General features: G+C 60.7%; 13 protein-coding genes. All 13 read left to right on the plus strand.

Going from position 1 to position 13,488, the window contains the following annotated elements:
• Positions 1-178: 178 nt before the first annotated feature.
• The 13 genes from JNO48_03170 (at position 179) to JNO48_03230 (ending at position 13,468) form a co-directional block, all read left to right on the plus strand.
• A complete protein-coding gene (locus JNO48_03170) occupies positions 179-1,450 on the plus strand; it encodes an O-acetylhomoserine aminocarboxypropyltransferase/cysteine synthase (protein ID QTE68926.1) in 1,272 nt (423 codons plus the stop codon).
• A gap of 39 nt (positions 1,451-1,489) precedes the next feature.
• Positions 1,490-1,951, plus strand: a complete 462-nt coding sequence (locus JNO48_03175) for a Na+/H+ antiporter subunit E (GenBank protein ID QTE68927.1) — start codon at positions 1,490-1,492, stop codon at positions 1,949-1,951.
• A 35-nt stretch (positions 1,952-1,986) separates the two neighbouring features.
• A complete protein-coding gene (locus JNO48_03180) occupies positions 1,987-2,313 on the plus strand; it encodes a sodium:proton antiporter (protein QTE68928.1) in 327 nt (108 codons plus the stop codon).
• Positions 2,306-2,674 (plus strand): monovalent cation/H(+) antiporter subunit G, encoded by a 369-nt coding sequence (locus JNO48_03185; protein QTE68929.1) that lies wholly within the window; start codon positions 2,306-2,308, stop codon positions 2,672-2,674. The genes JNO48_03180 and JNO48_03185 overlap by 8 nt, the downstream gene beginning before the upstream one ends.
• On the plus strand, positions 2,671-2,943 hold the full coding sequence (locus JNO48_03190; protein QTE68930.1) for a DUF4040 domain-containing protein: 273 nt from the start codon (positions 2,671-2,673) through the stop codon (positions 2,941-2,943). Before JNO48_03185 ends, JNO48_03190 begins: the two co-directional genes overlap by 4 nt.
• Positions 2,940-3,890, plus strand: coding sequence for a hypothetical protein (locus JNO48_03195; GenBank protein QTE68931.1), 951 nt, complete (start codon positions 2,940-2,942; stop codon positions 3,888-3,890). Before JNO48_03190 ends, JNO48_03195 begins: the two co-directional genes overlap by 4 nt.
• Position 3,891: 1 nt before the next feature.
• Positions 3,892-4,296, plus strand: coding sequence for a cation:proton antiporter subunit C (locus JNO48_03200; GenBank protein QTE68932.1), 405 nt, complete (start codon positions 3,892-3,894; stop codon positions 4,294-4,296).
• On the plus strand, positions 4,293-5,783 hold the full coding sequence (locus JNO48_03205; GenBank protein QTE68933.1) for a sodium:proton antiporter: 1,491 nt from the start codon (positions 4,293-4,295) through the stop codon (positions 5,781-5,783). Before JNO48_03200 ends, JNO48_03205 begins: the two co-directional genes overlap by 4 nt.
• A 51-nt stretch (positions 5,784-5,834) precedes the next feature.
• Positions 5,835-7,328, plus strand: a complete 1,494-nt coding sequence (locus JNO48_03210) for a proton-conducting membrane transporter (GenBank protein QTE68934.1) — start codon at positions 5,835-5,837, stop codon at positions 7,326-7,328.
• 17 nt (positions 7,329-7,345) lie between these two features.
• Positions 7,346-8,803, plus strand: a complete 1,458-nt coding sequence (locus JNO48_03215; protein ID QTE68935.1) for a proton-conducting membrane transporter — start codon at positions 7,346-7,348, stop codon at positions 8,801-8,803.
• 73 nt (positions 8,804-8,876) lie between these two features.
• Positions 8,877-10,964 (plus strand): sodium:proton antiporter, encoded by a 2,088-nt coding sequence (locus JNO48_03220; GenBank protein QTE69667.1) that lies wholly within the window; start codon positions 8,877-8,879, stop codon positions 10,962-10,964.
• 130 nt (positions 10,965-11,094) lie between these two features.
• Entirely contained in the window at positions 11,095-12,903 is a 1,809-nt protein-coding gene (iorA, locus tag JNO48_03225) for an indolepyruvate ferredoxin oxidoreductase subunit alpha (GenBank protein ID QTE68936.1), read from the plus strand.
• On the plus strand, positions 12,896-13,468 hold the full coding sequence (locus JNO48_03230) for an indolepyruvate oxidoreductase subunit beta (GenBank protein ID QTE68937.1): 573 nt from the start codon (positions 12,896-12,898) through the stop codon (positions 13,466-13,468). Before iorA ends, JNO48_03230 begins: the two co-directional genes overlap by 8 nt.
• The last annotated feature ends 20 nt before the right edge of the window (positions 13,469-13,488 follow it).

Genomic DNA, 13,488 nt, shown 5'->3' on the forward strand with positions numbered 1-13,488 from the left:
TTGTATATAAGACTGCATACAGATAATTCTATCATACGAAAGTGCACGAATCAAGGGATTCATTTCCGGATGGATTCCTGTTTTTCCGGTGGTCTCATTTTGGTTTTTTCACTTGTTCCTTTTCCTGCGTAGTGGTAAAATATTTTGGATTGAAATCTTTCAGAGGAGGACGATTTCCATGCCGAACATTGAAACGCTCTGTGTCCAGGCCGGGTATACGCCGGGGAACGGAGAACCCCGCCAGATCCCGATCATCCAGTCCACCACCTTCAAGTACAACACCAGCGAGGATATGGGCAAACTCTTCGACCTGGAGGCTTCCGGTTATTTCTACACCCGCCTTCAGAATCCGACCAACGATATGGTCGCCGCGAAGATCTGCGCCATGGAAGGCGGTACTGCCGCGATGCTGACCTCTTCCGGCCAGGCCGCGAACTTCTTTGCTGTTTTCAATATTGCCACTGCCGGGGACCATGTGGTCGCTTCTTCCGCCATTTACGGCGGCACCTACAATCTCTTTGCCGTCACCATGCGGAAGATGGGTGTGGAATTCACCTTCCTCTCCCCGGACTGCACGGCGGAAGAACTGGATGCGGCTTTCCGGCCCAACACCAAAGCGGTTTTCGGCGAAACCATCGCCAACCCCGCCCTGACTGTTCTCGATATCGAAAAGTTCGCGGATGCTGCGCACCGTCACGGCGTGCCGCTCATTATTGACAACACCTTCGCCACTCCCGTCAATTGCCGGCCGATTGAATGGGGCGCGGATATCGTCACCCATTCCACCACCAAATATATGGACGGCCACGGCGCTGCCGTCGGCGGCTGCATCGTGGACAGCGGAAAGTTCAACTGGATGGCGGACCCGGAAAAATTCTCCGGCCTCACCACCCCGGATGACAGCTATCACGGAATCGTATACGCGGAGAAATTCGGCCTGGCCGGTGCCTTCATCACCAAGGCAACCGCCCAGCTGATGCGTGACTTCGGTTCCATCCAGAGTCCGCAGAACGCGTTCCTGCTCAACCTCGGCCTGGAAAGTCTGCATGTCCGTATGAAGCGTCACTGTGAAAACGCCCAGGCTGTCGCGGAATTCCTGGCTTCAAATGAAAACGTCTCCTGGGTCCGCTACTGCGGCCTGCCGGGGGATAAATACTACAGCCTCGCGCAGAAATACCTGCCCAACGGTTCCTGCGGCGTCGTTTCTTTTGGCGTAAAGGGCGGCCGCAAAGCAGCGGAAGCCGTCATGAAAAAGCTGAAGCTGATCGCGATCGAAACCCATGTCGCGGATGCCCGCTCCTGCTGCCTGCATCCCGCCTCCGCCACCCACCGCCAGATGAATGATGAGGAGCTGAAGGCCGCCGGTATTTCTCCGGACCTTATCCGCCTGAGCGTCGGCCTGGAAAGTGCCGAAGACCTGATTGCGGATCTTGCGCAGGCACTCGCTTAACCGTACTCAATTCACCATTCCCGGAAAGGAGGGTAACCCATGGTGCTTGCGCTGTTCGTTCTCTGGATGCTGCTGGAGGGCCGCTGGACCGTTGAAATTGTGGTGACCGGCATCGTCCTCAGTGCCCTTATCTGGCTGTTCTGCTGGAAGTTCCTGGATTATTCTCCCCGCCGGGAATGGGAGTTCATCCGCCGTCTTCCCCGGGCAGTTGGTTACCTGGCCTGGCTGATCGGCCAGATCTTCATTGCCGGTTTCAAAACGATGACCCGCATCTGGTCCGGCCGGGAGATCCAGCCCCACCTGATCAGCTTCCGGACCGCGCTGCGCACGGATACCGGCAGGGTGCTGCTGTCCCAGTCCATTACCCTCACGCCGGGTACACTCACCGTGGACCAGCGGGACGGACGGTTCCTCGTCCACGCCCTGGATGATGCCTTTACGGAAGGCCTCCGGGATTCGGAAATGGAAAAGCGGATCCGGCGGCTGGAAAACAACGGATAATCCCGCAAACAGATCAGGAAAGGAGGAATCGGCGGATGACGGTGGATCAGGCATACCGCATTCTGTATGTGATCGCAGCCGCAGTCATCGGCGGGCTGCTGGTATTCGTGTTCCTGCGGACCGTGCTCGGTCCACGTATTGCGGACCGGGTTGTGGCGGTCAATCTCACCGGCACGCTGGTAACCCTGCTGATCTGCGTGCTGGCTTACCTGATGGCGGAAGACTACCTGGTGGACATCTCCCTGATCTACACGACACTGAGCTTTCTCGCCGTGGTTCTCCTGACCAAGATCTATATGGGTGTCTACCGCCAGAAGCGGCATCAGGAAAAAACCGGAGGGGAGGATGCGCACGATGCTTGACTGGATTCGTTTCGCGCTCTCCGCGGTGCTTACGGTGTTCGGCCTGTTTGTGCTGGTCACCGCCACGCTGGGTCTCTTCCGTTTCCATTATGTGCTCAACCGGATTCACGCCACCGCCCTGGCGGATACGCTGGCAGTCCTGACCATCCTGGCCGGGCTGGCGCTCGCCTGGGGTTTTACGCCGGTTACCCTGAAGTTGCTGGCTGTCGTGGCCTTCCTCTGGCTCACCAGTCCGGTAGCCTCGCATCTGATCGGCCGGCTGGAGGTCACGGTCAACGACCAGCTTCCGCAGGAAATGCAGGTGGAGGACAGCCGTTTTGTGGCCATTGAAAAAGAAGCGGATCAGGAGGTGCGCAGATGAACGTACTGATGATCCTGCTGCTGGTCCTGATCATATCCTGCGCCGTCTGCGTCGCGTTCACCAAAAACCTGCTGGTGGCCGCCGTTGTCTTTATGACCCAGAGCCTCCTGCTGAGCCTGGTCTGGATTCTCCTGCAGTCTCCGGATCTCGGCATCACGGAGGCGGCCGTCGGTGCGGGGATCGACAGTCTGCTGCTCTTTGTCGCGCTCAAGAAAATCCATGCAATCCACCGGGAGCACGGCAGCCGGACGAAGGAGGCGGATCTATGAGTAAACTCACGGAACGTCTTCGCCGGATGCTGCACGCGGATGACCGGCTCGACCGGGAAATGGCCGCTGAATGGGAGGATGCTCCCGCCGGACAGCCGGCTCCCCTGCCGCCGCAGGAGGAAGAAGCGGATAAACCGGCCGAACAGCCAGACTGGTGGATTACCGTCCCCTTCCGCCAGGGCAAAGGCCTTCGCCGTCTGCTGGTGGTGCTGTCCGTCCTGCTGTGCGTGGGAATTATCGGTATTCTGGTGATTACCGCGCAGTATCTTCCGCCTTTCGGCCATCCGGAAAATCCTGCCAACAATGAGGTCTCCCGCCGATATATCGAAAACGGTATGGAGGAAACCGGTGCGGTCAACATCGTAGCCGGTATGATCCTGGATTACCGTGCTTTCGATACACTCGGCGAGAGCAATGTCCTGTTCACCGCCGTCTGTGCGGTCATGCTGCTGCTCCGGGTAACGGCGGACAAGCGTCGCAGTGCTGCCTATCAGCTGGTGCTGGAAACGGACGACCGCATGTACGAGCCGAAAAACGACCTGATCCTTCAGAAGGTTGCGCGCCTGCTCATCCCGTGCATTCTGCTCCTGGGCATGTATATCATCCTGAACGGCCACCTGTCTCCCGGAGGTGGTTTCTCCGGCGGTGCCGTCATGGGAGCCGGGCTGATCCTGATGCTCAATGCCTACGGTTTCCGCCGGATGGAACGTTTCTTTACCATCCGTCTTTTCCGCGCGGTCACGGTATGTGCGCTGAGCTTTTATGCCCTCAGCAAGGCATATTCCTTCTTCACCGGCGCCAATCACCTGCCCAGCATCATCACGCCGGGTACGCCGGGCATGATTTTCTCTGCCGGGCTGATCCCCTACCTGAACATCGCGGTGGGGCTGGTGGTCTGCTGCACCATCTATTCCCTGTACACACTGTTCCGAAAGGGGGACCTGTAAGATGACCCTGTTCGGAATTGACTTCACTAATTATGTGGAGCTGGCCGCCATGATCCTGTTCGGCATCGGGCTGGTGCTGCTCCTGGTGGACAAAAACCTGATCAAGAAGAACATCGCCTTTGCCATGACGGACAGCGCAATCTACCTGTTCCTGGCCGCAAAGGGGTATATCTTCGGCCGCCGGGCCCCGATTGTTGAAAACGGCGTGACCTCCATGGAGGCATATATCAACCCGATTCCGGCCGGTCTTGTGCTGACGGGGATCGTTGTGTCGGTTGCCTGCTCCGCCGTCATGCTGGCGCTCACGGTCCGGCTGTACCGCCGGTATCACAGCCTGGATATTGATGAAATTATCGCCCTGTCGCAGAAGGAACGGGATCAGGACGGAACAGGAGGGAATGCATGAGCCTGTGGCAGTCGATTCCCTTTGCCTGTATCCTGCTTCCGCTGGCCGCGGCGGCGCTGACGGCTGCGCTTCCCACCCGGCGCGCACGGTATGTCACCGGCTTTGTCCTGCTGGTTCAGACGGTGCTTTCCGCCCTGTTGGTGGCGCAGATGGCTTCCGGCAATGAAAGCTACGTATACATGATGGGCCATTATCCGGCTCCCTGGGGCAATGAAATCCGTGTCGGCCTGCTGGAGTCGGTCATCGGCCTGTTCTTCTCCCTGGTCATGACGCTGAGCGTCCTGGGCGGCCTGTTCGTCCTGGAGCAGGAGCTCCTGCGCGACCGCCATTCCCTGATGTCGGCCCTGCTGCTGCTTCTTTCCTCCGCGCTGCAGGCGGAGGTGTATACCAACGACCTGTTTACCGCCTATGTGTTCGTGGAAATCATGACCATCTCGGCCGTCAGCCTGATCGCCGCGCATGACACCGGCCGCGGGCAGGTGGCCGCCATGCGGTACCTGATCATGAACCTGATCGGTTCCGCCCTGTTCCTGCTCAGCATCATCCTGCTGTACGATCTAACGGGGCATCTCCTGATGTCCCCGATCCATGATTCGGTGGCCGGCCTGCGCAAAAGCGGCGCCTACCGGCTGCCGCTGACCGTCGTTGTCGCGCTGATGTGCGGCGGCCTGGCGATCAAGAGTGCGCTCTGGCCCTTCCATACCTGGGTGCCGGATGCTTACGGCACTTCCACCCCGGCTGCCTCGGCAATCCTCTCCTCGCTGGTCAGCGAAGGATACGTCTTCCTGATGGTCAAGCTCATCTGGCGGATGCTCGGTCCGGAAACCATCACCGCCACCCACGTGAATGACGTAATCCTGGTTTTCGGCATCATCGGCATGATTTCCGGCTCCGTCGGGGCCATCCGCCAGGTGAACATCAAGCGGCTCATCGCCTGGTCCTCCGTCGCCCAGATCGGGTATATGTATATGGGGATCGGACTGGGAACAGCCGCCGGCCTGGAAGCTGCCTGCTTCCATATCCTGAGCCACGCGGCCGCAAAGGCGCTCCTTTTCCTGTCCGCCAACAGCCTGCACGCCGTCAGCGGCAGCTACCGGATGGAATATATCCGGGGATCCGGCCGGCGCGCGCCGCTTGCGGCAGCAGCCTTCCTGGTGGGCGCCCTGTCTCTGATCGGCATCCCCTTTACCGCCGGTTTCGCGTCCAAATGGTTCTTCGCGCAGGCAGGCCTGGCTTACGGCAGCCTGCGGATGATCCTGGTCTTTGCCGCACTGGTCATATCCACCGCGCTGAATGTGGTTTATTTCATGGGCGCGGTCATCCGGATCTTCAGCCCCGCGGAAGACGGGCTTTCCCGTCCCGATAAGCGCGTCGGTCCCCTGCGGTATATCGCCCTGGCCGGCCTGGCCGGCCTGACGGTCCTGCTGGGCTGTATCCCCGGCCGGATTATGGCATGGATTGCCGAAGGTCTGTCCCGCTTCGGCTGACAAATCCCCCTGTCGTAAATTCCCCATCAACATGTTTTGTGGAGGTCTGTTATGCTGCCATCCTGGTATCTGTTGGTTCCCATCCTGTTGCCGGTCATCGGCGGTCTGGTGGTGGGTCTGTGCGATCCGATCGGAAAGAAAGACCGTCCGCGTACATGGTGGACCGGCTCAGTGCTGGCGCTTTCGCTGCTGTCCGTACTGCCGGTGCTGTTCTCCCCGGCGCTGGAGCTTCCGCTCTTCCGCCTGTCGGACAACCTTCCGGTTTTCCTCCGGTCTGATGATACGGGCAAGTATTTTGCCGCGGTTATGTCGTTCGTCTGGTGCATGGCCGGGTTTTATTCCTTCGGCTACCTGAAGGGAGAGGAACACCTTCCCCGCTATTATGCCTTCACCCTCATCACCATGGGCGTGCTGATGGCGCTGTGTTTCTCCGGCAACATCATCACCTACTACATGTGCTATGAGCTGATGACGCTTCTCACCGTACCGCTTGTCATGCACGAGATGACGCCGGATTCCGTGGCAGCCGGCATCAAATACCTGATTTTCTCGGTCATCGGCGCGTCCCTGGTGCTGCTCGGCATCTTCCAGCTGGCGCCGTATATGTCCTCCTGGAGCTTCGCTCCCGGCGGAATCCTCGATGCGGAAAAAGTAGCCGGCCATGAGAACACCGTCGTTGCCATCGCGCTGATCATGGCGCTCGGTTTCGGTACCAAGGCGGGTATGTTCCCGCTCCACGGCTGGCTGCCCACGGCCCATCCGGTTGCCCCGGCATCCGCCTCCGCCGTGCTCAGCGGCATCATCACCAAAGCCGGTGTGCTGGGCATCCTCCGCTCCGTCTATTTCCTCATCGGGCCGGATCTGCTCCGGGGCTCCTGGATGCAGATCACCTGGATGGTCCTGACCCTGCTCACCGTCTTCATGGGATCGCTGCTGGCCTTCCGGGAAAACCTGCTCAAAAAGCGGCTTGCCTGGTCGTCTGTCAGCCAGGTCAGCTATGTGCTCTTCGGCCTGTCCACCATGCATCCGGTCGGGGTGGTCGGCGCCCTCCTGCATGTGGCGGCACACGCGCTGATCAAGAACACACTGTTTATGTCCGCCGGCTCCATTATCCGGCAGTCGAAGCACACCCGGGTGGAAGAGCTCGAAGGCATCGGGAAGCGGATGCCCGTCACCATGTGGTGCTTTACGCTCGTATCCGTCGGCCTGGTTGGTATTCCGCCGTGCCTGGGCTTTGTCTCCAAGTGGTACCTGGCGCAGGGCGCCCTGTCCATGAGCGGGGTCCCGGGCTTCTTCTCCTGGCTCGCTCCGGCCATCCTGCTGATCTCCGCCCTGCTCACCGCGGGCTATCTGCTCACCGTCTCCATCCGCGCCTTCTTCCCCGGCAAAAAGGAGCACACTCCCTCCCCGGTATGGGAAAAATGTGAGGCGCCGTGGATCATGCTGGTTCCCATGCTGCTGCTCACCGCCCTGTCCATCCTGCTGGGCATTTTCCCCGGCGCCCTGATTCGTTTCTTTGAAGGGCTTGCCGGACTTGTCATGTAATTCACCGCGAGGTTCGTATGCTGATTGTCTGTATCCTGCTCCCGCTGCTGGGCGGAGCGCTGCTGCCACTGGGCCGGTTTCCGGAGCGTTCCCGCCTTCGCGGGGTCCTGACGGAGGCGGTGGTCTGCCTGACCTCCGTCCTGATTGCCGTTGCGCTCATCCGGGGCATCCCGCTGGAATGGACGCTGTGGGAAGTATTTCCCGGTGCGGTCATTGCGTTCCGGTGTGACGGGATGTCGTCCGTTTTCCTGGGGCTCATCGCCTTCCTCTGGCCGCTCGCCTCGCTTTACGGCTTCTCCTACATGGAGCATGAGCATCGTCCCAATGCCTTCTTCGCGTGGTATACCATCTGTTATGGCATCACCGTCTGCGTGGCATCGGCCGGCAATCTCTTCACAATGTATCTCGCTTTTGAAGCGCTGACGCTCATTACACTGCCGCTTGTGTGGCATAAATGGAATGAGGAGAGCGTCGCCGCAGCCCGCAAATACGCCCTTTATGTGCTGGGTGCTGCCGCACTGGGCTTCCTTGCGCTCGTATCGCTCACCGCCCTGGGCGGCGGGGATTTCCGGCCGGGCGGCATCCTTCCGGCGGAAACCTGGGCCGCGCACGGGGATCTCCTGCGCGCACTGTATGTGCTGGCATTCCTCGGTTTCGGGGTCAAGGCAGCTGTGCTTCCCTTCTCCTCCTGGCTTCCGACCGCTTCCGCGGCGCCAACGCCGGTCACAGCCCTGCTCCATGCGGTGGCGGTTGTCAATGCCGGCGCGTTCTGTGTCGCCCGGGTCACCTGGTTCTCCTTCGGTACGGAAATGCTCACCGGCACCTGGGCCCAGACCGCGGTACTCCTCACCGCCTGCTGCACTGTCGTATTCTGCTCGGCCATGGCCGTCCGGGAAAATCATCTGAAGCGCCGTCTGGCCTGGTCCACGGCGTCCAACCTCAGCTACATCCTGGTCGGTGTCGCGCTGATGACCGGCGAGGGACTCACCGGTGCCCTGAGCCACCTGGTCATCCACGGACTGATGAAAATCGTCCTCTTCTTCGCCGCCGGGGCGATCCTGGTCCGGAGCGGAAAAGAATATGTATCCGAGGTGCGCGGCTTTGCCCGTCCCATGCCGTTTGTCTGTGCCTGCTTCGCGGTATGCGCCGTCTCGCTGGTCGGCATTCCGCCGCTTTCCGGTTTCGTCAGCAAGTGGATCCTGCTGGAGGCCGCAATCCATACCGGCCGGGCCGACGGCATATTTGCCGGGGCCTGCCTGATCATCTCCTCGGTGCTCACTGCTGTCTATGTGCTGTCCGTTGTGACAGCGTTCTATTTCCGCCCCCTGTCCGGGGAAAACCTCACCTGGGGTGCGGAATGCCATGATCCTGACCTGCGGATGAAGCTTCCCATGGCCCTGATTGCCGCGCTGGTAGTCATCCTGGGCTTCTGGTCCGAACCGCTGGTCACGTTTATCCGGTCTCTGGTTCCGTAAAGAATTCCCCTGTATCTGAATTTACAGGAAAGGAGGGTGAAACATGCTGCTGCCGCTGCTCTGTTTCGGTCCGATGGTGCTTGCACCGTTCGTCTGGCTGGCCGGCCGGAAAAATGACCGCGTACGCGACCTGCTCGCAGCGGTCATCTGTGCGCTGGCGCTGGGCGGCTGTCTCACGCTTCTTCCCGGTGAAACGCGCTTCAGCCTGGACGGCTTCTGCGGTCTCGGCCTGCACCTGCGGGCCGATGGATTCCGCAGCCTGTACGCGTCGGTGGCCGCCTTCATGTGGCTGGTCAGCGATGTCTTTGCCCCGGAATATATGCATCACGACGGGATGCGCAACCGGTACTGGCTCTTCAATCTCTGGACCCTCGGCGCCACGCTCGGCGTTTTCCTGTCGGATGACCTGTATACGACGCTGATCTTCTTTGAGATCATGTCCCTCACCAGCTATACCTGGGTGGCGCAGGAGGAAACGCCCGGCGCCATGCGGGCCGCGGAAACCTACCTGATGGTCGCGGTCATCGGCGGCCTGACCACCCTGATGGGTCTGTTCATGCTGTACCGGCAGACCGGCACACTGTCCTTCGACGGCCTGCGGGAAGCCCTGGAGGGCGGAACTCCGTCCCCCGCCGTTACGACAGCCGTCTGGCTTACGCTCTTCGGCTTTGCGGCCAAGGCCGGCCTGTTCCCGCTGCATATCTGGCTGCCCAAGGCGCACCCGGTCGCTCCGGCGCCTGCATCTGCCCTGCTCTCCGGTATCCTGACCAAGAGCGGGGTGTTCGGCATGATTGTCCTGTGCGCCAATATCATGCCCGGCGTCCGCTCCTTCGGAAATACACTGTTGGTACTCGGCGCCGTCACAATGCTGCTTGGCGCCCTCCTGGCGCTGTTTTCCGTGGATCTCAAGCGTACGCTCGCCTGCTCCTCCGTCAGCCAGATCGGCTTTATCACGGTCGGTCTTTCAGTCATGACCCTGCTGGGGGAAGAAGGCTCCCTGGCCGCCTATGGTACGCTGGAGCATATGATGAACCATTCCCTCATCAAGCTGTGCCTGTTCCTTTGCGCCGGCGTGGTGTATATGAACCTGCACCGGCTGGACCTGAACGGCGTCCGCGGCTTCGGCCGGGGCAAGCCGCTGCTGCACACCTGCTTCCTGTCGGGGGCGGTCTCCATTGCCTGTATTCCGCCGCTGGGCAGCGGTTTCAATTCCAAGTCCCTGCTGCACGAAGGCATCCTGGAGCTCATCGCGGAGCTTTCCGCGCACGGGCTCACCGTATGGCCGTACCGGGTGCTGGAGCTTCTGTTCATCTTCTCCGGCGGACTGACCGTCGCGTATATGACCAAGCTGTATATCTGCCTGTTCATCGAGAAGAACGCGGATCCGGAGCTGCAGGCAAAGTATGACGCGATGAACGGCCGGTATATCCGGAAACCGGCGGCAGCCGCCCTGCTCGCCGCGTCGGTTCCCCTTCCGTTCCTGGGGCTGTTCGGTTCCGCCCTGCTCAGTCCGTGTGCGGAACGGTCCATGCCGTTCTTCGGCCAGGGTTCTCCCGGGCATATCCATTATTTCTCGGGTGAGAACCTGATCGGTGCGGCGGAAAGCATTGCCGTGGGCGCGCTGGTTTACCTGCTGGTGGTCCGTCCGCTCCTGATGGCGTCATCCGCAAATCAGTCCGCATTCGGGAAACGCGTATATGTCAACCGCTGGCCTGCCTGGCTGGACCTGGAGGACAAGGTCTACCGTCCCCTGCTCAGCGCGCTGACAGCCGGCTCCTCCTTCGTGTTCCGTTTCATTGCGTCCATTCCGGACAGTAAACTCATCCGCGTATGGATTCCGGCCGCGTTTACCGCGTTTTTCCGGTTCCTGGCCGCCGCCCCGGAAAGCCGTCCGGTTCTTGTATGGATTCCCCGGCTGCTGACTGCGGCCACCCGCTTCCTTTCGGAGATTACCGATTATGTCGCCCTGTTGATCCGCAGGCTGCTGGATTCTGGCCGTGCCCGGACGCAGGATTCCCCGTCCGGCGGTTTCCTGCCGGCGGAAAGAAGGCGGCTGATCACGCTCGCCGGCCACAATGTCGGCCGGAGCCTGACCTTTGGCCTGATTCTCACTGCAGCCGGACTGCTGCTCATGATTGTCTATCTTCTCATTCGTTTCTGATCATATTTCCGTTCCCGGATATGCCGGCAGGGCCTGCCGGCATATTTCATGTTTTTTTCCGGCAGTTTTCTTCTCATCCGTATGGTTTTGTGCTATTCTTTTGCGCAGAGATTCCTGAAGGAGTGAACGTATGCATACCGCCTTTCTGATGGGGAATGAAGCCATCGCGATGGGGGCGCTGGCGGCCGGTGTCAACCTGGTCTGCGGCTATCCCGGCACCCCCTCGACCGAGGTTCTGGAAACCGTTGCCAAAAACCGCGGCGATTCCGTCTATGTGGAATGGTCCGTCAATGAAAAAACCGCCATGGAAGTGGCGGCCGGTGCGTCCTATGCCGGCGCCCGGGCACTGGTCACCATGAAGCAGATGGGCCTCAACGTGGCGTCCGATCCGCTGATGTGCCTGGAGTATATCGGTGTAAAGGGCGGCCTGGTTGTCCTCGTTGCGGACGACCCCGGTCCCATCTCTTCCCAGACCGAACAGGACACCCGCAGCTTTGCCTCTTTCTCCAAGGTTCCTGTCTTCGATCCTTCCTCCGCGCAGGAGGCATACGATATGATGCGCGAGGCGTTCGCCTTCTCCGAGGAATACCACACCCCGGTTTTCCTCCGGCCGACCACCCGCGTTTCCCACGGCTATGCCTCCATCCGCGTGCTGGATGCGGAAGAGTACGAAATCCACACGCCGGACGGGTTTGTCCGGGATCCGGCCCGATGGGTCATCTTCCCGCGCTTTTCCTTTGCCAGCCACCGCAGGATTGAGGAGCGCAACACCGCGCTCTCCGATGTCCTGTCGGATTATGCCCCCAACCGGATTGAGCCCGGGGATCCGGCCTGCCGCAAAGGCATCGCCACCGGCGGTATCAGCTGGACGTATGTCATGGAAGCCCGGGAAAAGCTCGGCAAATGCCGGGTGCTGAAAGTCGCGACGCCTTTCCCGTTCCCGGAAAAGAAAGCCGTTGAGTTCCTCTCCGGCCTGGATGAAGTGCTCTGTGTCGAGGAACTGGATCCCGTTATTGAGCGGGCACTCATCTATGTCTGCGGAAAGTACGGCCTCTCTATCCGGATTCTCGGAAAGCAGACCGGCCATATCCCGCTGTCCGGCGAAAACACCCGGGACAGCGTGGCCGCCGCGGCTGCGGCTTTCCTGGATCTCCCGCTCCCTGCCGTTTCCGAATCCACTCCGCCTCCCCTGCCGGTCCGTCCGCCGGTGCTCTGCGCCGGCTGTCCGCACCGGGCCTCCTTCTATGCCGTCAAGCAGGCCATGAAGGGCCGGAAAACCATCTTTTGCGGGGATATCGGCTGTTACACACTCGGCAATGCCATGCCGCTGGACATGGTGGATACCTGCCTGTGCATGGGCGCCGGTCTCGGTATCGCCCAGGGCATCCGCCATCTGGAGGCGGATCGTACCTGCTTTGCGTTTGTCGGGGATTCCACATTCTTCGCCTCTGCCCTGCCCGGTGTCGTGAATGCCGTCTATAATCAGGCAGAATTCACTCTGGTGGTGCTGGACAATTCCACCACCGCGATGACCGGCCATCAGCCGCATCCCGGTACCGGCCGCACCATGATGGGCGAAGTGGTTGAAAAAGTCAGCATTGAAAATGTCCTGCGCGGCATCGGCGTCACGGAAGTGGTCACCGTGGATCCGCTGGATCATGCCCGTGCTGTGGAAGCGGTCCGGGGCATTGCGGACCTTCCCGGCGTCAAGGCGGTTATTTTCCGCTCCCCCTGTATCGCGCTCTCAAAGCCGCAGGGGTGCCTGTCCGTGGATGCTGCAAAATGTATCGGCTGCAAAAAGTGTATCCGGGAGATCGGCTGCCCGGCCCTCAGCATATCCGGCGGCAAAGCGGTCATTGACCCGGCACAGTGCACCGGCTGCGGCCTTTGCGCGCAGCTCTGCCCGGTCCATGCAATGGAGGTGAGTTCCCGTGCGTAAGGATATTATCCTCTGCGGCGTCGGCGGCCAGGGAACCGTCCTGGCTTCCCGCCTCATTTCTGCCGCCGCCATGGCCCGAAGCATCCCCGTCATGTCCGCGGAAACCATCGGCATGGCGCAGCGGGGCGGCAGTGTGTTCAGCCATCTGCGCATGGGGGAAGGCATTTATTCCCCGATGATTGCCCGCGGTGAAGCAGACCTGATCATCGGCTTTGAACCCGGAGAGGCGGTCCGCCTCCTGCCCTTCCTGAAGCCGGGCGGACAGATGATCGTGTCCGACCGGGCCGTGATGCCGGTCACCGCTTCCCTGTCCGGTACCGAATACCAGGCGCAGGATATGCTGGATTACCTGTCCGCGCATGTGGCGGACCTCCGCGTGATCGACGCGGAACGTGCCATGCAGGAAATCGGCTCCCCGAAGGTGCTCAACCTGATCCTGCTGGGCGCTGCCGTCCGCGGCGGCGCGCTGGGGCTGGATGAAGCGGACCTGGAAGCCGCCGTCCGTTCCCGGATCCCGCAGAAATTCCATGAACTCAATCTCCGGGCGCTGGCCTGGGCAAAATAATACGAAAGAAGGAATCTGTC

Source organism: Clostridiales bacterium, from assembly GCA_017569285.1.
Classification (GTDB): Bacteria; Bacillota; Clostridia; order Christensenellales; family Aristaeellaceae; genus Aristaeella.

Coding starts and splice junctions, on each gene's coding strand:
- JNO48_03220 (QTE69667.1), top strand. CDS start 8,877: ATGGTGCTTGCACCGTTCGTCTGGCTGGCCGGCCGGAAAAATGACCGC.
- iorA (QTE68936.1), top strand. CDS start 11,095: ATGCATACCGCCTTTCTGATGGGGAATGAAGCCATCGCGATGGGGGCG.
- JNO48_03170 (QTE68926.1), top strand. CDS start 179: ATGCCGAACATTGAAACGCTCTGTGTCCAGGCCGGGTATACGCCGGGG.
- JNO48_03175 (QTE68927.1), top strand. CDS start 1,490: ATGGTGCTTGCGCTGTTCGTTCTCTGGATGCTGCTGGAGGGCCGCTGG.
- JNO48_03185 (QTE68929.1), top strand. CDS start 2,306: ATGCTTGACTGGATTCGTTTCGCGCTCTCCGCGGTGCTTACGGTGTTC.
- JNO48_03205 (QTE68933.1), top strand. CDS start 4,293: ATGAGCCTGTGGCAGTCGATTCCCTTTGCCTGTATCCTGCTTCCGCTG.
- JNO48_03190 (QTE68930.1), top strand. CDS start 2,671: ATGAACGTACTGATGATCCTGCTGCTGGTCCTGATCATATCCTGCGCC.
- JNO48_03180 (QTE68928.1), top strand. CDS start 1,987: ATGACGGTGGATCAGGCATACCGCATTCTGTATGTGATCGCAGCCGCA.
- JNO48_03210 (QTE68934.1), top strand. CDS start 5,835: ATGCTGCCATCCTGGTATCTGTTGGTTCCCATCCTGTTGCCGGTCATC.
- JNO48_03195 (QTE68931.1), top strand. CDS start 2,940: ATGAGTAAACTCACGGAACGTCTTCGCCGGATGCTGCACGCGGATGAC.
- JNO48_03200 (QTE68932.1), top strand. CDS start 3,892: ATGACCCTGTTCGGAATTGACTTCACTAATTATGTGGAGCTGGCCGCC.
- JNO48_03215 (QTE68935.1), top strand. CDS start 7,346: ATGCTGATTGTCTGTATCCTGCTCCCGCTGCTGGGCGGAGCGCTGCTG.